Origin of the sequence: Porphyrobacter sp. LM 6 (assembly GCF_001720465.1) — a bacterium.
GTDB lineage: Bacteria > Pseudomonadota > Alphaproteobacteria > Sphingomonadales > Sphingomonadaceae > Erythrobacter.
The window spans coordinates 2,087,241-2,108,096 of the sequence record NZ_CP017113.1 but is presented as its reverse complement, the minus strand read 5'-3'; the positions used below and the strand labels follow the sequence as shown (position 1 = coordinate 2,108,096).

Sequence of the window (20,856 nt, the reverse complement as noted above, 5' to 3'; positions counted from 1 at the left end):
CCTGATTGTGTGATCGGCCTTCGGCTTATTATTCGCCGAAAGTGCGCTGCCACCAGCCGCGGCGCGGCTTGCCGTCGCCATCGTCTTCTGCCGCAGGTTCCGCCGGGGGAGCTGCACTGACTTCGGCGGTTTCTGCCGGAGCGGGATCGGCTGCCTTGGCCTTGCGCGGAGCCCGCTTGCGCTTGGGCTTCTCGTCAGCGGCGGGAGTATCCTCGGCGGGGGCCGGGGCTTCTTCCACCGGAGCAGCTTCGGCCTCGGCTTCGACGACCTTGGGCTTGCGCGGAGCCCGCTTGCGCTTGGGCTTTTCGGCAGGCGCTTCTTCGGCCGCTTCGGCTTCGGCCACAGGCGTCGCGGTCTCGGCTTCTGCCTCGCCCGTTTCGCTGTCGCTCTCGCCAGCATCCGCGTCGTTATCCTGCGCGTCGCCCTCGATCATGTTGCCATCGGCGTCACGACGCTTGCGACCGCGACCCCCGCGCCGACGGCGCTTCTTGGGGCGGCCTTCGCCGTCTTCGCTCGCGTTCTGACGCTCGGACTGCGACTCGCCGCCGTCCTCGCCATCGGCATCGCTATCGTCCGCATCACCGGCTGCACCTTCGCCGCCGTCCTCGCGGTCGCCGCGGTTGCGGTTGCGACCACCACGCCGACGCCGGCGCTTCTTCTTGCGGCCGCCTTCATCATCACCCTCGGGCCGTTCGCGGTGCGGCTGACGCGGTTCGCGCTCTTCAGCCTCTTCCTCGGCGAAATCGTCCTCTTCCTCGGGCAGATCATCGTCGTCTTCTTCGTCGATGATCGGATCGAACTTCGGAGCTTGCGCGGGACGCGGGCCGGAGCTCGACACGCTCATCTTGGCGCCTTCGTCCTCGCCTTCCGGCACGACTTCTACGCTGACGCCGTAACGGTGCTCGATCTCGACCAGATCGGCGCGCTTCTCGTTGAGGAGATAAATCGCCGCTTCGGTGCTCGCCGCCAGACGGATCTGCGTGCCCTTGCCCTTGGCCGCTTCGTCCTCGATCAGACGCAGCGCCGACAGGCCCGCCGACGAGGCGGTGCGGACAAGGCCGGTGCCATCGCAATGCGGACAGGCGCGGGTGGTGGCTTCAAGCACGCCGGTGCGCAGGCGCTGGCGGCTCATTTCCATCAGCCCGAAGCTCGAGATGCGGCCCACCTGGATGCGCGCGCGATCGTTCTTGAGCGCGTCCTTCATCGCCTTTTCGACCTTACGGACGTTGGAGGAATACTCCATGTCGATGAAGTCGATGACGACGAGGCCGGCCATGTCGCGCAGGCGCAGCTGGCGGGCGATTTCCCGTGCCGCTTCAAGGTTGGTGTGAAGCGCGGTCGCCTCGATCCCGTGCTCCTTGGTCGAACGGCCGGAGTTGATGTCGATCGACACCAGCGCTTCGGTCGGGTTGATGATCAGGTACCCGCCGCTCTTGAGCTGCACCATCGGATCATACATCGCGCGCAGCTGGTCTTCCGCCCCATAGCGCTGGAACAGCGGCACCGGATCGGAATAGGCCTTCACCCGCCGGGCGTGGCTGGGCATGAGGAGCTTCATGAAGGCCTTGGCCGAGGCATAGCCTTCCGCACCTTCGACGACGACTTCCTCGATTTCCTTGTTGTAGATGTCGCGGATTGCGCGCTTGATCAGGTCGCTGTCCGAATGGATCAGCGCGGGCGCGACCGAAGCGAGGGTCTTCTCGCGGATCTCGTCCCATACGCGAGCGAGGTAATCGAAGTCGCGCTTGATCTCGGGCTTGGTGCGGCTCATGCCCGCGGTGCGGACGATGAGACCCATGCTCTTGGGGAGCTTGAGGTCCGAGACCATGTCCTTCAACCGCTTGCGATCGCTGGTCGAGCTTATCTTGCGGCTGATCCCGCCGCCGTGCGACGAGTTGGGCATCAGCACGGTGTAACGGCCCGCGAGGCTGAGATAGGTGGTCAGCGCCGCGCCCTTGTTGCCGCGCTCTTCCTTGACGACCTGCACCAGCAGCACCTGTCGGCGCTGGATCACGTCCTGGATCTTGTAACGGCGACGCAGTTCGAGCCGCTTGGCGCGGACTTCGTCGACCTGCTTGGCACGGCTGCGGCCCTTGGCGCTGTCTCCGCCCTTGCCCTGACGGCGACGGCCACGGCCGCGGCGACCGCGCTCCTGACCATTTTCCTCGCCAGTTTCTTCGCCGGCGTCATCTTCGCCGTTCTCGTCTTCGGCGCTTTCGTCGTCGTCCGATGCACCGCCTTCGATGGTGGCGACATCGTCCTTGTCGGAGGTGTCGATTTCCTCGACGCCGTTTTCAGCGAAGTCTTCGGCGAGCGCTTCGCCGCTGTCGTCCTCGGCGTCGTATTCCGAACCGGGCGAGATGCCTTCGGCCTCTTCCTCGGCGCGCAGACGCTCTTCTTCCTCGGCAGCTTCGGCCTCTTCGGCCAGCAGCGCGTCGCGATCCGCCTTCGGGATCTGGTAATAATCAGGATGGATTTCGCTGAAGGCGAGGAAGCCGTGACGATTGCCGCCAAAGTCGACGAAAGCCGCCTGCAGCGAGGGTTCGACCCGGGTTACCTTGGCGAGATAGATATTGCCTTTGATCTGCTTGTGTTCGGCAGATTCGAAATCGAATTCCTCAATCCGGTTGCCTTGCAGAACCGCCACCCGGGTTTCTTCCGGGTGGCGCGCATCGATAAGCATGCGCGTTGCCATTGAATATTCTCCATGCGCCCGGCCTGCTCCGCAAGCGGGAGGAAAGGGGGCGCCAATTGTGGGATGAACCGGTGTGCCCGATGGGCGTACCGGAAGGGATTGTCGCGCCAAGCCCGAAGTGGGCGGTGGGCGCGAAGCTCGTGTCTGCAAAACAAGGCGTGCGGCGGATTGCCGCGCTTTGGCCCGCAGCACCACCGGCGCGCGAAGCGCGCTCAATGCTGATCTGCCGGGAAAAACGTCTCGTCACTGCATCAACCTGTACTGGGCCAGAAACCGAAAGAGGTGGTATGATCCGGCGCAAGAGGAAGGCGGTGGAACGTTCAAACGCTCCGATGCTACCTCTCCAACACCATCGGTAGCACTGTGGGGCAAACCCCGCAACTCTATTGCGTTTCCTTGCGGCCGGAACGTAATCCTGCGGATACGATGAGCTACCGCACCTTGCTCCTGGTTGTGCTGCTGGCACCCGCGCTTCTGCTGGGCGGCGCGTTGGCGCTCGGGGTGACAATCCCGGTGCCGCAGTGGGGCCGCGATTATGTGATGCGGTTCATCGTCGATGAAGCGCAGGTCCCGCCCGATCTGCCCAAGATTGATGGCCCCGATGATCCCTCCCGTCCGTTGGTGGTGATCGATGCCGGGCATGGCGGTCGCGATCCCGGTGCGAGCGGCATTGATCCGCAGGGCCGCAAGATCGACGAAAAGGACATCACGCTGGCGATTGCCCGGGCGGTGCGTGCCGAGTTGCTCAAGGCGGGCAATATCCGGGTCGCGCTGACCCGCAGCGATGATCGCATCCTGCCGCTCGGCCACCGTCCGGAAATCGCGCGGTTGCTCGACGCTGACCTGTTCATCTCGATCCACGCCGATTCCGCAGGGGAGCGGGACGATGTCAGCGGGGCAAGCATCTATACTCTGTCTAACGCCGCCTCGAGCGAAGCCGCAGCCCGCTTTGCTGCGCGCGAGAACGATGCCGACCGCCTGAACGGCATCGTCATCAGTGGCCAGAGCGATGCGGTGAGCACCATCTTGGTCGAACTCTCGCAGCAGCGCACGCAGGAAGAAGCGCTCGCCTTCGCCGATCTGGTGCTGCGCGAGGGGAGCAACCAGCTGGCGTTCCATTCGCAGCCGCGCCGCTCGGCCGCGCTCGCCGTGCTGCGCGCGCCGGATGTGCCGTCGGTGCTGTTAGAGAGCGGGTTCGTGACCAATCTTGCCGATCGCGCGCGCCTCACGACGCCGGAGGGCAGGGCGCAGTATGCATCGGTCTTGGCACGGGCGATAAAGGTCTATTTCGCGCGCCGCGCAACCGGAGCGGCTGCCGGTGAGTAAGGCCCGAAACCGGCTAGCCTTCGCAGGTCGGCGCGTGCTAGTTGCGCCTCGCCCATGACCGAGCCAACCCCCGCCACCGCCCCGCTTTCGAACTGGGCCTACCTGCGTTACCGCGCCAACCGCGATGTCGGCGCGGCATTGGTGTGGTTCAAGGCGCATTGGCGCGAAAGCCGTCTGTTCCGGATCGGGGCGAGCGCAGTGGGCGCCTTCCTCGTGCTGTGGATCGCGGTGTTCGTCTGGCTGGCGAGCGACTTGCCCGAAGCCGAGGCGCTGCTGACCTACGAAACCCCGCTGCCCACCGTGGTGCGCGGTTATGATGGCGAAATCGTCCATTCCTATGCCCGCGAACGCCGGGTGCAGCTGCAATATGCCGATTTCCCGCAGCAGCTGATCGAGGCCTATCTCTCTGCCGAGGACAAGACCTTCTTCAGCCACGGCGGGATCGACTTCTTCGGCACTGCGGGGGCGGTGATCGATTACCTCAATCCGGCGCGCACCGGGCGTGCAGTGGGCGGGTCGACGATCACCCAGCAGGTCGCCAAGAATCTGCTGCTCGGCGATGAGTATTCGGTGACCCGCAAGCTCAAGGAAATGATCCTGGCCGGGCGCATCGAACAGGTGCTGAGCAAGCAGGAAATCCTCGAACTCTATCTCAACGAGATCCCGCTCGGTCGCCGCAGCTTTGGTGTGCAGGCTGCCTCGCGTGCCTATTTCGACAAGGATGTCGACGATCTCGAACTCCACGAAGCGGCATTTCTTGCGATCCTGCCCAAGGCGCCCGAGCGATATGGCCGCAAGGGGCAGGAGCAGGCCGCGCTCGAACGGCGCAATTTCGTGCTCGATCAGATGGAAGCCAATGGCTTCATATCGGGCTCCGAACGGCGCGCTGCGGCAGCAAAGCCGCTCGGCCTTGTCACCCAGCGGCGCGAACGCAGTGTCGATGCCGGTTACTTCCTCGAAGAAGTGCGGCGTGAACTGATCGAGCGCTTCGGCGAAACCGCCGAGGAAGGCGCTAACTCGGTCTATGCCGGCGGGTTGTGGGTGCGCACTTCGCTTGATCCGCAGATGCAGCTCGCTGCGCGCGATGCCTTGCGCGATGGCCTGCTGCGCTATCATGGCGGGCGGGCGTGGAGCGGGCCGATCGCGACCATCGATGTGAGCGAAGGCAATTGGGCGGGCCAGCTGGCGAGCTCGCCGCTCGGGATCAGCTACCGCAACTGGCGCGTAGGGGTGGTGACCCGCCGGAGCGGATCTTCAGCCCGGATCGGCTTTTCCGACGGCAATGAAGCGCCGCTCTATGGCTTGCCCGATCGCCTGAAGGCGGGTGATGTGATTGCCGCCAGCCCCTCGGGCAATGGCTGGCAGGTTCGCACTCTTCCTGAAGCGCAGGGCGCATTGGTCGTCGAAAGCGCGCAGTCGGGCCGCGTCCTGGCGATGCAGGGCGGGTTCGATCACCGCCTGTCCGATTTCAACCGCGCCACGCAGGCCAAGCGTCAGCCGGGCTCGACCATCAAACCGTTCGTTTATGCCGCCGGGCTCGACAGCGGGATGACCCCCTCGACCCAGATCGATAACAACCGCTTCTGCTATTATCAGGGCGCCAATCTTGGCGAGAAGTGCATTCGCGGCGGGCCAGGCAGCGGCGGGCAGCATCCGATGCGCTACGGCCTCGAGCAGTCGCAGAACATCATGACCGTGCAGATCGGCATGACGGCGGGGATGCCCAATGTCGTGCGCGAGATCGACAAACTGGGGATCGGCAAGTTCCCGGCCTATCCCTCGACTGCGCTCGGCGCTGGCGAGACCACGCTGCTCAAGATGGTGGGGGCATATAGCGCGCTCGCCAATCACGGGCGGCTCAATCCTTCGACCCTGATCGACTATGTTCAGGACCGGCGCGGCAAGGTGCTGTGGCGGGCCGATAACCGCGAATGCCGTGGCTGCAACATGGCCAAGTGGGATGGCAAGCCGATGCCGCGCTTCGGTGTCCGCGGCACGCAGGCGATGGACCCGCGTACCGCCTTTCAGGTGATGCATATGTTACGCGGCGCGGTCAGTCGCGGGACTGCGACAGTGCTCAACCCGCTCGGCCTGCCGCTGTTCGGCAAGACCGGGACGACCACCGGCCCGAAGGACGTTTGGTTCATTGGCGGCACCCAGCAATATGTCGCCGGGGCCTATGTCGGCTTCGATCAGCCGCGCAATATGGGCGGCTATGCCTATGGCGGCACCATCGCGGCGCCGATCATCAAGAGCCTGATCGAGAAGACCCGCAAGAAGTGGTCGGACCTGCCGCCGGTTGCGCCGCAGGGCGTGCGGATGGTGCGGGTCGATCGCCGCTCGGGTAAACGCGTGTTTGATGGCTGGCCGACCGATGATCCCAAGTCGGCGATCATCTGGGAAGCCTTCAAGCCGGACACCGAGCCAGAGCGTTATACCCGTCAGGACGAGATCGCGGCCCGCCGCAACGAAATCCTCGCGTTGATCCGCGCCGGCCGTCAGAACGCCGAAAGCGCGGTGGTTGATACGACCGAGGAAACGGATGGCGTGATCGAGGAACAGGTCGGCGGGAACGATTGATCGCGCGGCGGAACCACACTGTGGGTTTGAGGGTTCAGAACATATGAAACGCGCATTTATCACCATCGCTGCCGCGCTTGCTGTTGCGGGCTCGGCCACCATCGCCTCGATCGCCGCTGCCGAGCTGCCGACCGGGACGAAGGCCCCTGTCTTCACCACCCGCGCCGCACTGGCGGGCAAGCCGTTTGGCTTCTCGCTGAGGGCCGCGCTCGCAAAGGGGCCGGTGGTGCTCTATTTCTACCCGAAGGCGTTCACTTCCGGCTGTACGCTCGAAGCCAATGCCTTTGCCGAGGCGATGCCCGAGTTCAAGGCTGCCGGTGCCAGCGTGATCGGCATGTCGGGCGACGATATCGAAACGCTCAAGAAGTTCAGCCGGCAGGAGTGCCGCGATGCCTTCCCGGTCGGGGTCGCCTCGGCCAAGGTAATTGCCGCCTATGATGTGGCGATGGGCAATTCCGGTCTGACCACCCGCACGTCCTATGTCATCGCCCGCGATGGACGGATCGTGGCGGTCCATTCGAACGCCGATTACCGCGGTCATGTCGAAAAGACGCTGGCGGCGGTGCGCGCGCTGAAGAAATAGCGGCGCTTTACAATCGCGCTCGCCCCGTTAATCGGGGCCGACTTTGTGGCGTGACTGAAGGATAGATCATGCGGGCCGAGGCCCATGCCTATATCAACCGGATCGAAGCGGCGTTGGCGCTGGTGCGCCTGTCGCTCGACTGGGAGCGCGCGCTGCGGCGGCTCGACGAGCTGAACGCGCGCGTGCAGGATCCGAACCTGTGGGACAATCCCAAGCAGGCGCAGGCGATCAGCCGCGAGCAAAAGACGCTGGAAACGGCGGTCAACACCGTGAACGAAATCGCCGCCGAAATGGCCGATGCGATCGAATTCATCGAAATGGGCGAGGCCGAGGGCGAAGAAAGCATCGTCGAGGATGGTCTGCGCACGCTCGAACGGCTCGCCGACCGCGCAGATGCCGACAAGGTGCAGGCGCTGCTTTCGGGCGAGGCTGACGGCAACGATACCTATCTCGAAATCCACGCGGGCGCAGGCGGCACAGAAAGCCAGGACTGGGCCGAAATGCTCTTCCGCATGTATGGCCGCTGGGCCGAACGGCGCGGCTTCAAGGTTGAAACGGTCGAGTATCAGGCCGGCGAACAGGCCGGGATCAAGTCGGCCACGCTGCTCATCAAGGGCGACGGTGCCTATGGCTATGCCAAGACCGAAAGCGGGGTGCACCGGCTCGTCCGCATCAGCCCCTACGATTCGTCGGCCCGCCGCCACACCAGCTTTTCGAGCGTGTGGGTCTATCCGGTGATCGACGACAGCTTCGAAATCGAGATCAATCCGGCCGACCTCAAGATCGACACCTACCGTGCCTCGGGCGCGGGCGGGCAGCACGTCAACACCACCGATTCCGCGGTGCGCATCACCCACCAGCCAACTGGCATCGTGGTCGCCAGCCAGCAGGACCGCAGCCAGCACAAGAACCGCGAAATCGCGATGAACATGCTCAAGGCGCGGCTCTACGAGGCCGAAATGCGCTCGCGCGAGGAAGCGGCCAGCGCGGAGCATTCGGCCAAGAGCGATATCGGGTGGGGACACCAGATCCGCTCCTACGTTCTTCAGCCCTATCAGATGGTCAAGGATCTGCGCACCGGCGTGGTTTCGACTTCGCCTGACGCAGTTCTCGATGGCGCGATTGACCCCTTCATCTCGGCCGCGCTCGCCCAGCGCGTGACCGGCGAGAAGGTCGAGATCGAGGACGTGGAGTAAGCATGATGCGCGTGCCTGCGCTGGTGTCGGTTCTGGCCGTTACCGCCGCTTTGGCATTGGGCGGTTGCGACCGCGTGCTGCCTGTCGTGCCTGAACAACAAGAGGGCGTCCTCGAATTTCCCGAGCCCGACCGTCCGGTTGCCAAGGTCGTCTCGACCGAGTTCGCCAACGAAGATGCGCGTGACGAGCGCAACGAGGCGAATGTGGTGATGGAACTGGCCGACATCCGCCCCGGCATGACAGTCGCCGATATCGGTGCGGGCGAAGGCTATTACACTGTCCGTCTGGCCGAAAAGGTCGGGGCCGATGGCCGCGTGCTGGCGCAGGATATCAGCCGCGATGCACTCCAGCGTCTAGGCCGCCGGGTCGAGCGCGAGCGGCTCGAAAACATCTCCATCAAGCTCGGCGACAGCGATAATCCGCAGCTGCCGCCGGACAGCTTCGACCGCATCTTCATGGTCCACATGTATCATGAGGTCGTCGAGCCTTACGCCTTCCTGTGGCAGATGTGGCCCGCGCTCAATGCCGGCGGCCAGATCATTGTCGTGGAAAGTGAAACTCCGGTCGGACGCCACGGGCTGCCGCATAACCTGCTGTTCTGCGAATTCGAGGCGGTCGGTTATGTGCTCGTCGAGTACATCGAACGTCCTGACATCAAGGGCTATTTCGCACGCTTCGAGCGCGGCAAGGCACGGGTCGCGCCGGAAGCGATCAAGGTGTGTAACGCGGAGTGAGTGGCCAAGGCGGCGCAAGGTTGCCCCGCGATGCTAGCGGCCCTATGGCAATAATTCGAAAAACAGGCGTGGGCGAACCTCGCGCAAAAGGGGATTTTCATTGTTCAAGGGATTGAGCCCGATCGTCTATGGCGGGCGTGAAGTCTGGCCGCTGGTTGAAGGCGGCAAGGGTGTTTCGGCAACCAATCACGCCAGCTCGGGCGCATGGGCCGCGGCGGGCGGGATCGGCACGGTCAGTGCGGTCAATGCCGACAGCTACGACGAAAACGGCAATGTCATCCCCCAGATCTATCACGGTCGCACCCGCGAGGAGCGCCACCAGGAACTGATCCGTTACGCCATCGAAGGCGCGACCACGCAGGTCAAAAAGGCCTTCGAAATTGCGGGCGGCAAGGGCGCGATCAACATCAATGTGCTGTGGGAAATGGGCGGCGCGCAAGCCGTGCTCGAAGGCGTTCTGGAACGCACCCGCGGCATGGTGACCGGCGTCACTTGCGGTGCAGGGATGCCCTACAAGCTTGCCGAGATCGCGGCGCGCTACAACGTCAACTATCTGCCGATCATCAGCTCGGCGCGCGCTTTCCGGGCGCTGTGGAAGCGGTCCTACCACAAGGTCGCGGATCTGATGGCGGCGGTGGTTTATGAAGATCCTTGGCTGGCAGGCGGTCACAACGGACTCAGCAACGCCGAGGACCCCACCAAGCCCGAAGATCCCTATCCGCGCGTCAAGGCGCTGCGCGAGACCATGCGCGCCGAGGGCGTTGCGGACAGCGTGCCGATCGTGATGGCGGGCGGCGTGTGGTATCTGCGCGACTGGAACGACTGGATCGACAATCCCGAGCTCGGCACCATCGCCTTCCAGTTCGGCACCCGGCCCTTGCTGACGCAGGAAAGCCCGATCCCGCAGATCTGGAAGGACATGCTACGCACGGTCGAGCCGGGCGATGTGCTGCTCCACAAGTTCTCGCCTACCGGCTTCTATTCGAGCGCGGTCAAGACGCCGTTCCTTTACGATCTGATGCACCGTTCGGAGCGCCAGATCCCCTACTTCAAGCGCGGTGAGGAAGAAGGCACGGTCCAACTCGGCGAGAATGGTAAGGCGCGCAGCTTCTGGGTGAAGCCGGAAGACAAGACCAAGGCCGAAATGTGGATGCGCGCCGGGCATACCGAACCGCTCAAGACGCCGGACGATACGATTGTGTTCGTTACTCCGGATGCGCGCGAGACGATCCGCAAGGACCAACAGGACTGCATGGGCTGCCTGTCACATTGCGGGTTCTCTTCGTGGAAGGACCACGATGATTACACCACCGGGCGTCTGGCCGACCCGCGCAGCTTCTGCATCCAGAAGACTCTGCAAGACATCGCCCACGGCGACGATCCGGACAAGAACCTCGCCTTCGCGGGCCACGCGGCCTACAACTTCAAGACCGATCCCTTCTACTCGAACGGCTACACCCCGAGCGTGGGCGAGTTGGTCGAGCGGATTCTGACCGGGGACTGAGACGGGGCGAAGGAGCGACGATGGACGATAATTCGCCTCCGTCGCTTTCGCTTTTCCTCCGGGAACTGCCGTGGCTGGCTGCGATTGCCGTGGCTCCGCTTCGCAGGGCAAGGAAGGTCGATTTCCGGTTCCCGGTCAGCGGTCCGCTGCCGCCGGTTTTGGTTCTTCCCGGTCTTCTCTCCAGCGACCGTGACACGTCGTTCTTGCGTCGCACGTTTTCTGCAAGCGGGTTTCCGACTTACCCGTCCGAACTAGGGCTGGTGACAGGCATCACACCTGAACGGATGCGCAAGGCCGAGCAGCGCATCGCCGAGATTGCGGCAAATCATGGCGAACGCGTGGTGCTTGTCGGTTGGAGCCTTGGCGGGATATACGCGCGGGTTCTGGCGCAGCGGCATCCGGAACGGGTGCGAATGGTGGTAAGCTTGGGAACCCCCTTTTCGGGCAGTCGCCGAGCCAACAACGCTTGGCGGGTCTATAATGCGCTCAACGACCATACCGTTGATGCACCGACGCTCCCCGACGATCCGTCGTGCAAGCCTCCGGTGCATACCGTCGCTGTATGGTCTCCCCACGACGGCGTTATCGCGCCGGCTTCGGCGATGGGGACTAATCGCGAATTCGACGTCGCTGTAAGTGTCGGCACCCGCCATTTCGGCTTCGGTGCGCAACGTTCCGCGGTCGAAGAGACTGTCCAGCTGGTGGCCGAAGAACTCGACATGCGATGCCCGCGAAGGGCGCAGGAACTTTAACCTCGCACCAGCGCCGTCAGCACCTGATCTGGCGGACGGTGGCCGTCGGCCCACATGCGGATGTTCGCGATGACCTTGTGGCCCGAATCCTCGCGGCCCTCGGCCGTGGCGCTGCCGATGTGGGGAAGGGTCATGACATTAGGGTGCGCAATCAGGCGCGGATCGACGTGCGGCTCGTCGGGATAGACGTCCAGTCCGGCGCCCGCGAGATGGCCCGATTCGAGCGCCGAAATCAGTGCTTCCTGATCGATCAGCTCGCCGCGCGCGGTGTTCACGATGCTGCTGCCGGGCTTCATCAAGGCGATCCGGCGCGCATCGATAAGATAGCGGGTTTCCTCGGTAAGCGGGCAATGCAGGGTGAGGATATCGGCTTCGGCCAACAGCGTGTCGACATCGCCGACATAGCGTGCGCCCAGCATCCGCTCGAGCGCTTCGGGCAAGGGCTTGCGGTTGTAGTAGGCAATTTCCAGCCCGAAGGCACGGGCGCGGTGGGCCACGGCCTGGCCGATGCGGCCCATCCCGATAATGCCGAGCACCTTGCCCGCAAGCTTCCTGCCGAGCAGGCCCGAAGGCGCCCAACCGGTCCATTCACCGCGGCGCACGAGCGCGGTGCCTTCGCGAATCCGGCGCGGCACGCCGATGATCCCGGCCATCGCGATATCGGCGGTGTCGTCGGTGAACACGCCGGGGGTATTGGTGACGATGATCTTGCGCGCGGCAGCGGCGTCGAGATCGATATGCTCGGTTCCTGCGCCGAAGCTGGCGATCAGCCCGAGACGTTCGCCAGCCCCGGCGATCAGATCGGCATCAATCTTGTCTGTCACGGTGGGCACCAGCACGTCGCAGTCCTGCATCGCGGCGGCGAGCTGCTCGCGGGACAGGGCCACATCCGCTTCGTTCAGCATCACATCGAACAGCTCGCGCATCCGCGCTTCGACCGCGGGCATGAGGTGGCGGGTGACGATCACGCGCGGGCGCGCGGCCAGCGGGCGGGAAGGGCGTTCGGTCATGCCTACCGGCTAATGCCAGTCGCCCGCCGCGGTCAAGGCGCGATCCGGCACGCAGGCCTTGAAAGCGGTGGGACAGAGCGGCTATCGGCTCTGGCAATGTTGGGATTTCGCAAGACTATCGGAGCCAGCGCTGCCTTTGCGGTGATGCTGGGCGTGTTCACCGTGCCGTTGCACGCGCAGGACCGTGCGCTGCCTTACTGGGCGAGCCTGCGGTACGACGAGGTGCGCATGCGTGTCGGGCCGAGCGAGGAATATCCGATCGAGTGGGTCTACAAGCGCAAGGGCCTGCCGGTGAAGGTGGTGCGGGTACGCGAGGGCTGGCGATTGGTAGAGGACCCTGAAGGCACGCGCGGATGGATTGCGCGCAGCCAACTCGATCCGGCACGCGCTGTGCTGGTGACGGGATCCGGCCTGGCCGATATCAGGGGTGATGCCAGCACGTCGGCGGGGCTGCGCTGGCGCGCCAAGCCGGGGGTGGTCGGGCGTCTGCTCGGCTGCAAGCCGCGCTGGTGCGAAGTCGATATTGCTGGCCGCAAGGGCTGGATCGCTCGTGAGCGACTGTGGGGCGCGGAAAATCTGCCGGGCGACGAATGACGCCGCCCGGCGATTGATTATCAGATCAGTTCGACGGCGACTGCGGTCGCTTCCCCGCCGCCGATGCACAGGCTGGCGACGCCGCGGGTCTTGCCCTGTGCCTTGAGGGCGGCGATCAGCGTCACAATGATCCGCGCGCCGCTGGCGCCGATCGGGTGACCAAGCGCGGTGCCGCCACCGTTCACGTTGATCTTCTCATGCGGAATGCCGAGGTCGCGCATCGCGAACATGGCGACGCAGGCGAAGGCTTCGTTGACTTCGAACAGATCGACATCGTCAACCCCCCATCCGGCGCGAGCGAGCACCTTCTGGATCGCCGGGATCGGCGCGGTGGTGAACTGTGCCGGGGCCTGAGCGTGAGCAGCCGTGGCGACCACGCGCGCAACCGGCGTCAGGCCCTTTTCTGCGGCGACGCTTGCGCGGGTCAGCACGAGGGCTGCCGCGCCGTCCGAGATCGAGCTTGAGGTGGCAGCGGTGATCGTCCCGTCTTTGGCGAAGGCGGGCTTCAATTGCGGGATCTTGTCCGGACGGCCTTTGGAGGGCGCTTCGTCATGTTCGACGACGACATCGCCCGCACGGGTCGAAACGGTGACCGGCACGACTTCGTCGGCGAACGCCCCACTGGCAATCGCGCGGTTGGCGCGGGCGAGCGATTCGATCGAATAGGCGTCCATCTCCTCGCGGGTCATCTGGTAGGCGTTGGCGGTGTCCTGCGCGAAGGTGCCCATCGCGCGGCCCGGCTCGTAGGCGTCTTCCAGCCCGTCGAGGAACATGTGGTCATAGGCCGTGTCATGGCCCAGCCGCGCGCCCGAGCGGTGCTTCTTGAGGAGGTAGGGGGCATTGGTCATGCTCTCCATCCCGCCGGCCACCACCATGTCGATCGTTCCGCTGGCAAGCGCCTCGGCCCCCATGATGACGGTCTGCATGCCCGAGCCGCACACCTTGTTGACGGTCGTTGCCTGGACCGAGAGCGGCAGGCCGGCCTTGATCGCCGCTTGGCGCGCCGGAGCCTGTCCGAGCCCGGCCGGCAGCACGCAGCCGATGTAGGCGCGGTCGATATCCTCGCCCGACACGCCGGCGCGTTCGACCGCAGCCTTGACGGCAATCGCCCCGAGATCGGTCGCCGCAACCTCGGCCAGCGCGCCCTGCATCGCGCCCATCGGGGTACGTGCGTAGGACAGGATCACAATCGGGTCGGCGGCGGCAAACTGGGTCATGGCAATATCCTTGGGCCGGAACAGGTAATGAGCGGGCGATGTAATGCTGCAATGCGGCAATGGCAATCGCGGCTCGGCTTCACGCTTGCGCCGCTGCGGGGATTGGGCAAGAACACGTCGCAATTGAAAACGCATCACGAACGACCGGGAGACTCACATGGCCGATGATCGCCGCGCAGAACTTGAAGCCCTGCTGGCGCGCCAGCGCGCTGCCTTCACTGCTTCGCGTCCCGAGCCGCTTTCGCAGCGCAAGGATCGCATCAAGCGCGCGATTGCCCTTGTGAAGGATCACGGCGAGGAATTCGCCAAGGCAATGAGCGCGGATTTCGGCAGCCGCTCGATGCATCAGTCGATGCTGACCGATATCGCCGCAACCGTGGGCGCGGGCACTCACGCTCTCAAGCACATGGATGCTTGGGCAAAGACCGAGAAGCGCAAGGTGCAGTTCCCCCTCGGCTTGCTGGGTGCAAAGGCCGAGCTTCGTTACGAGCCGAAGGGTGTGATCGGCATCCTGTCGCCATGGAACTTCCCTGTGCAGCTGGCTTTCGGCCCGCTGATGCAGGTGCTGGCGGCAGGTAACCGCGCGATGATCAAGCCGTCTGAATTTACCGAGCGCACCAGCGAACTGATGGCGGAGCTGACCGTCGAGTATTTCGCGCCCGAGGAAGTCGCGGTGGTCACGGGCAGCCCCGAGGTCGCGGCGGCCTTCTCTTCGCTTCCCTTCGATCACCTCGTTTTTACCGGTTCGACCGCCACGGGGCGCAGGGTAATGCAGGCGGCCGCGGCCAATCTCGTACCCGTAACGCTGGAGTTGGGCGGCAAGTCGCCTGTCGTCATGGGGCGCAGTGCCGATTTCGCCAAGGCGGGCGAACGCATTGCGATCGGCAAGATGATGAACGCCGGCCAGATCTGCCTTGCGCCGGACTATCTGATGGTCCCCGAAGACAAGGCCGATGAAGCCGTTGCCGGCGTGACCGGCGCGGCGGCGGCGATGTATCCGCGCCTCCTCGACAATGATGACTATGCCTCGATCGTGTCGGATCGCCACTTCGAGCGCCTCCAGGGCCTTGTTGCCGATGCGCGCGACAAGGGGGCGGAGGTGATCGAGGTCAATCCTGCGGGCGAGGATTTCGGCAATGCCAACCAGCGCAAGATGCCGCTGACGGTGCTGCGCAACGTCGATGATTCCATGACCGTGATGCAGGAAGAGATTTTTGGCCCTGTTCTGCCTGTGATGACCTACCAGTCGGTCGATCAGGCTGTGGATTATATCAACGAGCATGATCGCCCGCTCGGCCTCTACTATTTCGGCGAGGACAAGGGCGAGCAGGAGCGCGTGCTGACCCGAACCATCTCGGGCGGTGTGACCACCAATGACGTGGTGTTCCACGTGTCGATGGAGGACCTGCCGTTCGGCGGCGTGGGACCGTCGGGCATGGGCAGCTACCACGCGATCGAGGGCTTCCGCGAATTCAGCCACGCCCGCGCAGTCTATCACCAGCCCAAGATCGATATTGCCAAGTTGGGCGGTTTGAAGCCCCCCTATGGCAAGGCCACCGAGCAGGCTGCGGCGCGTATGCTGAAATGAGGGCGATTTTCGCCGCGCTGGTTCTGGTTCTTGCGACCCCGCTCTGGGCTCAGGAACCACCGGCGTGGCGCGCCGTCGATGCTTCGAGTGGCCAGATTGCCGATGTGGGCGGGCTCGAACAGCTTGCCCGCGACTTTCCTGACAGCACCAGCGTGCGGCAGCGGTTGCTACATGCGCAGCTGAACGGGGGCGATGCGCGGGCTGCGCTGCAGAGCCTCGCGTGGCTCAAGGCGCGGGGCCATGTGTTCAGCGATCGGGCGCGGGCGCAGATCCTGCGGTTGATCGGATCGGAGCACACCGATGCAGCTAGCACCTTGCTGTCCCATGCGACCGAAGTGATCGCCGCAAGTACCGTGTTCGACACTGTGCAGGCCGAGGCAGGCTTGATAGAATCAGTCTCCGTCGCGGACAACGGTATCGAGGCTATGGCCACCTCGATCTCGCGTCGGGCGGTGTTTGAGCGCGTTGGTGGCGGAAAGTGGACAGCCTACGATATTCCTGCAGCTCAGGCGCTCTCGGGTATCGTGTCTGCTCCTGATGCCAGCAAGTTCTGGTTCGCGTCGGCCAATATCGACGGATCGCCCGAAGATCCGGCTCGCTTTACCGGGCTGTACGAACTGGCCGACAAATTCGATCATCTCCGACGTATCCCCGTCCCTCAAGGGGCCAAGGTATCGGATCTCGCGGTCGGGCCGGACCGCACCATCTACGCCAGCGACCCGGAGGGCGGTGGCCTTTACTTTGCGACACCGAACGCAACGGCGCTATCGCCATTGGTCGCACCTGGCACGCTGCGATCACCTCAAGGGCTGGCCGTGAGTGCCGATGGTCGGCGGCTCTATGTAAGCGACTATCGTTATGGCCTCGCGATCATTGACCTTGTCAGCGGCAAAGTTTCTCGGCTTGGAAGCGACGTTGCGGTGGCACTAGACGGGATCGATGGCCTTTGGCGCCTCGATTGCGAATTAATCGTGGTGCAGAACGGCACCTCTCCGATGCGGATCATGGCGTTGCGCCTGTCGGATGACGGCACACGGATCATCGGCCATCGCGTGCTCGAGCAGGCCCATCCGGATTGGACCGAACCACTGGGTGGAAGTATTGCGGCCGGAGCGCTCTATTACGTGGCCAACGGCCAGTGGGACCGTTTCGACAAGGGCGTGCCACGTGCCGGTGTTGCTGTGCTTCCCACCGTGATCAGGCGGCTACCGTTATCGCCGTAAGGTTGGGGGCGGTTTTTCACCCCGCACCTTGTCGCAACGGTTGTTCGATTTCCTGCAACATCCTTGCAGGGTTTTCCCCGAGTCTCACCCTTGCGCCGAGCGCGCGACAGGCTTAGGGCGGCGCACGGGATTAATAGCTTGGACATCGCTGTGATCGATCTCAGCCAGTATCTGCCGATACTGTTATTCGTGCTGGTTGCCTTGGGGCTGTCGGTGCTCTTCGTCGTGGCTCCGATGGCGGTGTCGCGCCTTACCGGCGTGCACAATCCGGATTCGGAGAAGCTCAGCGAATACGAGTGCGGCTTTCCCGCGTTCGAGGACGCCCGCAGCCAGTTCGACGTGCGATTCTATCTGGTCGCGATCAGCTTCATTGTCTTCGACCTTGAAGCCGCGTTCCTGTTTCCCTGGGCTGTCAGTCTCAATCAGACCGGATGGATCGGTTGGGGCGGGATGATGCTGTTCCTGTTCATCCTCGCGGTCGGCCTTGCCTATGAATGGAAGAAAGGGGCGTTGGACTGGGAATGAATAGCATCGTTTCTCCTCCCCAGGGACTTCCGGACATTTCGAAGTTGAGCACGGCACAGGGCGGCGAAGTGCGCCAGCCTGATGCCGACTTCTTCAAGGCGCTCCAGACCGAGGTCAACGACAAGGGTTTCCTCGTCACCTCGACCGAGGATCTGTTCCAGTGGGCCCGTACCGGTTCGCTGTGGTGGATGACCTTCGGCCTCGCTTGTTGCGCGGTCGAGATGATCCACGTGAACATGCCGCGCTATGACATGGAGCGCTTCGGTGCCGCCCCGCGCGCCTCTCCGCGCCAGTCGGACGTGATGATCGTGGCCGGAACGCTGTGCAACAAGATGGCTCCGGCGCTTCGCAAGGTCTACGACCAGATGTCCGACCCCAAGTACGTGATCAGCATGGGCAGCTGCGCCAATGGCGGTGGCTATTACCATTACAGCTATTCGGTGGTGCGCGGCTGCGACCGCATCGTGCCGGTCGACATCTACGTTCCCGGCTGCCCGCCGACTGCCGAAGCGCTGCTTTACGGCGTGATGCAATTGCAGCGGAAGATCCGCCGCGTCGGCACGATCGAGAGGTAAGGGCTGATGGCTGTTCTCCACTCCGCCCCCAAGTTCGCGTCCAACGAAGGTGTGATCGATGCCATCAGCGAGACGATTTCGGTCTGGCTGATCGAGGCTGTCGAAGCCCACGGCGAGGTGATCTTCCGCGTCGAGCGCGATGCGGTCGACAAGGTGCTGCGCATCTTGCGCGATGACCACGCCTACCAGCAGCTGATGGAAATCGCCGGGGCCGATTACCCCTCGCGGCCCGAGCGCTTCGAAGTCGTCTATATGCTCCAGAGCCTCACGAAGAACCATCGCGTGATGGTGAAGTGCTCGGCCTCGGAGGATGCACCGGTACCGACAGTCACCACGCTGTGGCCTAACGCGGGGTGGCTCGAACGCGAAGTGTTCGACATGTACGGGGTGACCTTCGCCGGTAACCCGGACCTGCGCCGCATCCTCACCGATTACGGCTTTGAAGGTCACCCGTTCCGCAAGGATTTCCCGATGACGGGCTATACCGAGCTGCGCTATTCCGAAGAGGAAAAGCGGGTGGTGTACGAGCCTGTCGAACTCGCGCAGGAAATGCGCAGCTTCGATTTCCTCTCCCCGTGGGAAGGCGCTGATTACGTGCTGCCGGGCGACGAGAAAGCCCCTCCCAAGCCGGAAGGGGAGGCCAAGAAATGAGCATGCAACGCGAAGAATCGCTGACCACCACCGGCGAGGTGATTTCCAACTACACGATCAACTTCGGCCCGCAGCACCCGGCCGCACACGGCGTGCTGCGCATGGTGATGGAGCTGGACGGCGAGGTGATCGAGCGGATCGACCCGCATGTCGGCCTGCTCCACCGCGGTACCGAAAAGCTGATCGAGCAGAAGACCTATCTCCAGGCGCTGCCTTACTTTGATCGGCTCGACTACTGTTCGCCGCTGGCGATGGAGCACTCCTACGTGCTCGCTATCGAAAAGCTGCTGAACCTCGAAGTTCCGCTGCGCGCCCAGTATCTGCGCGTGCTGTTCGCCGAGCTGACCCGCATATGCAACCACATGCTCAACATGGGCGCGCACATCCTCGATGTCGGCGCATTCACGCCGAACCTGTGGATCATGGATCTGCGCGAGGACTGCCTCAACTTCTTCGAGCGGGCGAGCGGCGCGCGGATGCATAGCGCCTATTTCCGTCCCGGCGGCGTCCATCAGGACGTGCCCGAGAAGCTGCTGGTCGATATCGGCGACTGGCTCGACAACCGCTTCTTCCAGTTGTTCGAAGACGCGATGAGCCTCGTCATGGACAACCGCATCTTCAAGCAGCGCAATGTCGATATCGCGATCGTCAGCCGCGAAGATGCGGTAGCCTGGGGCTTCTCCGGCCCGATGATCCGTGCGGCGGGCATTCCGTGGGACTTGCGCAAGAGCCAGCCCTACGACGTCTATGACCGCATGGAGTTCGACATTCCGGTCGGCACCAATTCGGATTGCTACGACCGCTTCATGGTGCGCGTGAAGGAAGTCTACGAGAGCGCCCGGATCATCCGCCAGTGTCTGCGCGACATGCCGGGTGGCCCGATCGCTTCGACCGACGGCAAGGTATCGCCCCCCAAGCGCGGCGAAATGAAGCAGTCGATGGAAAGCCTGATCCACCATTTCAAGCTCTACACCGAAGGCTTCCACGTGCCTGCGGGCGAGGTCTATGTGGCGACCGAAAGCCCCAAGGGCGAGTTCGGCGTCTATCTCGTCAGCGACGGCACCAACAAGCCGTATCGGTGCAAGATCCGCCCTACGGCCTTCTCGCATCTTCAGGCAATGGACTTCATGAGCCGCGGCCACATGCTCCCCGATGCGACCGCCATTCTGGGCGCGATCGACGTGGTGTTCGGGGAGTGTGACCGGTGATTGGCTGGCGCCGCACATGGATGCCCAATGCCCAATGGTCGGAACTCCCGACATGGGCCAAGGCTGCCTTCGTGTTTTTTTTCCTCAGCCTTGTTGTTCAGGCGTCGGGTTATGTGTCGAAAGACAATGAAGTTTATGTGTTTCTAGCAGGATTTGTGCCGATGATCCCGGCTGTTTGTTACATGGCTTATTTGAACCTCAGCGAAGCCACGAGGACGGGCAACGATGGTTGACCGCACGCCCGCTCCCGACACCCCCGAACTGCGCGCCCGCTGGGGTGCTTTCGCGTGGACGCCGGAGAACAAGAAGCTCGCCGATTGGCACATCGCCAAGTATCCCGAAGGACGCCAGCGTTCGGCGGTGATGCCGCTGCTCGATCTCGCCCAGCGGCAAGTTGGCGCGGAGACCGATACGCAGGGCTGGCTGCCGCTGCCGGTGATCGAATATGTCGCGGCCTATCTCGATATGCCGGTGATCCGCGTGCTCGAAGTCGCCAGCTTCTACTTCATGTATAACCTGAATCCCGTCGGCAAATTCCACGTCCAGGTGTGCGGCACCACCCCCTGCATGCTGCGCGGCAGCGACGACATCATGGCCGCCTGCAAGAAGCGCGGGATGGTCAAGGGCGGGATCTCGGCGGACGGGCTATGGACCCTCACCGAGGTCGAATGCATGGGCAATTGCGCGACCGCACCGATGGTCCAGATCAATGACGACAACTACGAGGATCTGACGGTCGAACGGCTCGATGCCGTGCTCGATGCGCTGGCGGCGGGGCAGACCCCCAAGGCTGGCACGCAGGAGCCGGGCCGTCACACCTCCGAGCCTTCGGGTGGGCCGACCACCTTGAAGGACATGGTCAGCGCCAACCACGATTACCGGGACGAGTGGTAAG

General features: G+C 63.7%; 18 protein-coding genes and 1 pseudogene. 16 read left to right on the top strand and 3 right to left on the bottom strand.

Annotated features, from left to right (window positions below; all coding sequences use genetic code 11):
• Positions 1–28: 28 nt before the first annotated feature.
• Positions 29–2,695 carry an Rne/Rng family ribonuclease gene (locus BG023_RS10090; protein ID WP_069310337.1) on the bottom strand — a complete coding sequence of 889 codons (2,667 nt, stop codon included), beginning with the start codon at positions 2,693–2,695 and terminating at the stop codon, positions 29–31.
• Positions 2,696–3,121: 426 nt separating this feature from the next.
• Here BG023_RS10090 and BG023_RS10085 point away from each other — a divergent pair, with 426 nt between their 5' ends.
• The 7 genes from BG023_RS10085 to BG023_RS10055 all read left to right on the top strand — a co-directional run bounded on the left by BG023_RS10085 (position 3,122) and on the right by BG023_RS10055 (position 11,370).
• Complete coding sequence (locus BG023_RS10085) at positions 3,122–4,021, top strand: N-acetylmuramoyl-L-alanine amidase family protein (RefSeq protein WP_069310336.1); 900 nt, start codon at positions 3,122–3,124, stop codon at positions 4,019–4,021.
• Positions 4,022–4,075: 54 nt separating this feature from the next.
• Entirely contained in the window at positions 4,076–6,601 is a 2,526-nt protein-coding gene (locus BG023_RS10080) for a penicillin-binding protein 1A (protein ID WP_069310335.1), read from the top strand.
• Between the two features lie 43 nt (positions 6,602–6,644).
• Positions 6,645–7,184 carry a peroxiredoxin gene (locus tag BG023_RS10075; RefSeq protein WP_069310334.1) on the top strand — a complete coding sequence of 180 codons (540 nt, stop codon included), beginning with the start codon at positions 6,645–6,647 and terminating at the stop codon, positions 7,182–7,184.
• A gap of 68 nt (positions 7,185–7,252) precedes the next feature.
• Positions 7,253–8,380 carry a peptide chain release factor 2 gene (gene prfB, locus BG023_RS10070; protein WP_069310333.1) on the top strand — a complete coding sequence of 376 codons (1,128 nt, stop codon included), beginning with the start codon at positions 7,253–7,255 and terminating at the stop codon, positions 8,378–8,380.
• Positions 8,381–8,382: 2 nt separating this feature from the next.
• A complete protein-coding gene (locus BG023_RS10065; protein WP_069310332.1) occupies positions 8,383–9,114 on the top strand; it encodes a class I SAM-dependent methyltransferase in 732 nt (243 codons plus the stop codon).
• A 100-nt stretch (positions 9,115–9,214) separates the two neighbouring features.
• Complete coding sequence (locus tag BG023_RS10060) at positions 9,215–10,618, top strand: NAD(P)H-dependent flavin oxidoreductase (RefSeq protein WP_069310331.1); 1,404 nt, start codon at positions 9,215–9,217, stop codon at positions 10,616–10,618.
• 20 nt (positions 10,619–10,638) lie between these two features.
• On the top strand, positions 10,639–11,370 hold the full coding sequence (locus BG023_RS10055) for an esterase/lipase family protein (RefSeq protein ID WP_069310330.1): 732 nt from the start codon (positions 10,639–10,641) through the stop codon (positions 11,368–11,370).
• On the opposite strand, the gene BG023_RS10050 is transcribed toward BG023_RS10055, so the two are convergent.
• Positions 11,367–12,380, bottom strand: coding sequence for a 2-hydroxyacid dehydrogenase (locus BG023_RS10050; RefSeq protein WP_069310329.1), 1,014 nt, complete (start codon positions 12,378–12,380; stop codon positions 11,367–11,369). The genes BG023_RS10055 and BG023_RS10050 overlap by 4 nt on opposite strands.
• A 96-nt stretch (positions 12,381–12,476) precedes the next feature.
• Between BG023_RS10050 and BG023_RS10045 the strand changes: the two genes are divergently transcribed.
• Positions 12,477–12,974 (top strand): SH3 domain-containing protein, encoded by a 498-nt coding sequence (locus tag BG023_RS10045; RefSeq protein WP_069310328.1) that lies wholly within the window; start codon positions 12,477–12,479, stop codon positions 12,972–12,974.
• Positions 12,975–12,994: 20 nt separating this feature from the next.
• On the opposite strand, the gene BG023_RS10040 is transcribed toward BG023_RS10045, so the two are convergent.
• Entirely contained in the window at positions 12,995–14,191 is a 1,197-nt protein-coding gene (locus tag BG023_RS10040) for an acetyl-CoA C-acyltransferase (RefSeq protein ID WP_069310327.1), read from the bottom strand.
• 133 nt (positions 14,192–14,324) lie between these two features.
• On the opposite strand from BG023_RS10040, the gene BG023_RS10035 reads away from it, so the two are divergent.
• The 8 genes and pseudogenes from BG023_RS10035 (at position 14,325) to nuoE (ending at position 20,855) form a co-directional block, all read left to right on the top strand.
• Complete coding sequence (locus tag BG023_RS10035) at positions 14,325–15,779, top strand: coniferyl aldehyde dehydrogenase (protein ID WP_335673850.1); 1,455 nt, start codon at positions 14,325–14,327, stop codon at positions 15,777–15,779.
• On the top strand, positions 15,776–17,002 hold the full coding sequence (locus BG023_RS10030) for a hypothetical protein (RefSeq protein WP_069310325.1): 1,227 nt from the start codon (positions 15,776–15,778) through the stop codon (positions 17,000–17,002). The genes BG023_RS10035 and BG023_RS10030 overlap by 4 nt, the downstream gene beginning before the upstream one ends.
• Before the next feature lie 150 nt (positions 17,003–17,152).
• The gene (locus BG023_RS10025) at positions 17,153–17,527 is read left to right on the top strand and encodes an NADH-quinone oxidoreductase subunit A (protein WP_069311254.1); all 375 of its coding nucleotides are present in this window, start codon (positions 17,153–17,155) and stop codon (positions 17,525–17,527) included.
• A complete protein-coding gene (locus tag BG023_RS10020; protein ID WP_442956766.1) occupies positions 17,524–18,102 on the top strand; it encodes a NuoB/complex I 20 kDa subunit family protein in 579 nt (192 codons plus the stop codon). Before BG023_RS10025 ends, BG023_RS10020 begins: the two co-directional genes overlap by 4 nt.
• 6 nt (positions 18,103–18,108) lie before the next feature.
• Positions 18,109–18,732: pseudogene (locus BG023_RS10015) on the top strand (NADH-quinone oxidoreductase subunit C); the annotation flags it as partial.
• 17 nt (positions 18,733–18,749) lie between these two features.
• Positions 18,750–19,961 carry an NADH-quinone oxidoreductase subunit D gene (locus BG023_RS10010; protein WP_069310322.1) on the top strand — a complete coding sequence of 404 codons (1,212 nt, stop codon included), beginning with the start codon at positions 18,750–18,752 and terminating at the stop codon, positions 19,959–19,961.
• On the top strand, positions 19,958–20,194 hold the full coding sequence (locus BG023_RS10005) for a hypothetical protein (RefSeq protein ID WP_150122853.1): 237 nt from the start codon (positions 19,958–19,960) through the stop codon (positions 20,192–20,194). Before BG023_RS10010 ends, BG023_RS10005 begins: the two co-directional genes overlap by 4 nt.
• Positions 20,187–20,855, top strand: a complete 669-nt coding sequence (gene nuoE, locus BG023_RS10000; protein WP_069310320.1) for an NADH-quinone oxidoreductase subunit NuoE — start codon at positions 20,187–20,189, stop codon at positions 20,853–20,855. The genes BG023_RS10005 and nuoE overlap by 8 nt, the downstream gene beginning before the upstream one ends.
• Position 20,856 lies beyond the last annotated feature (1 nt).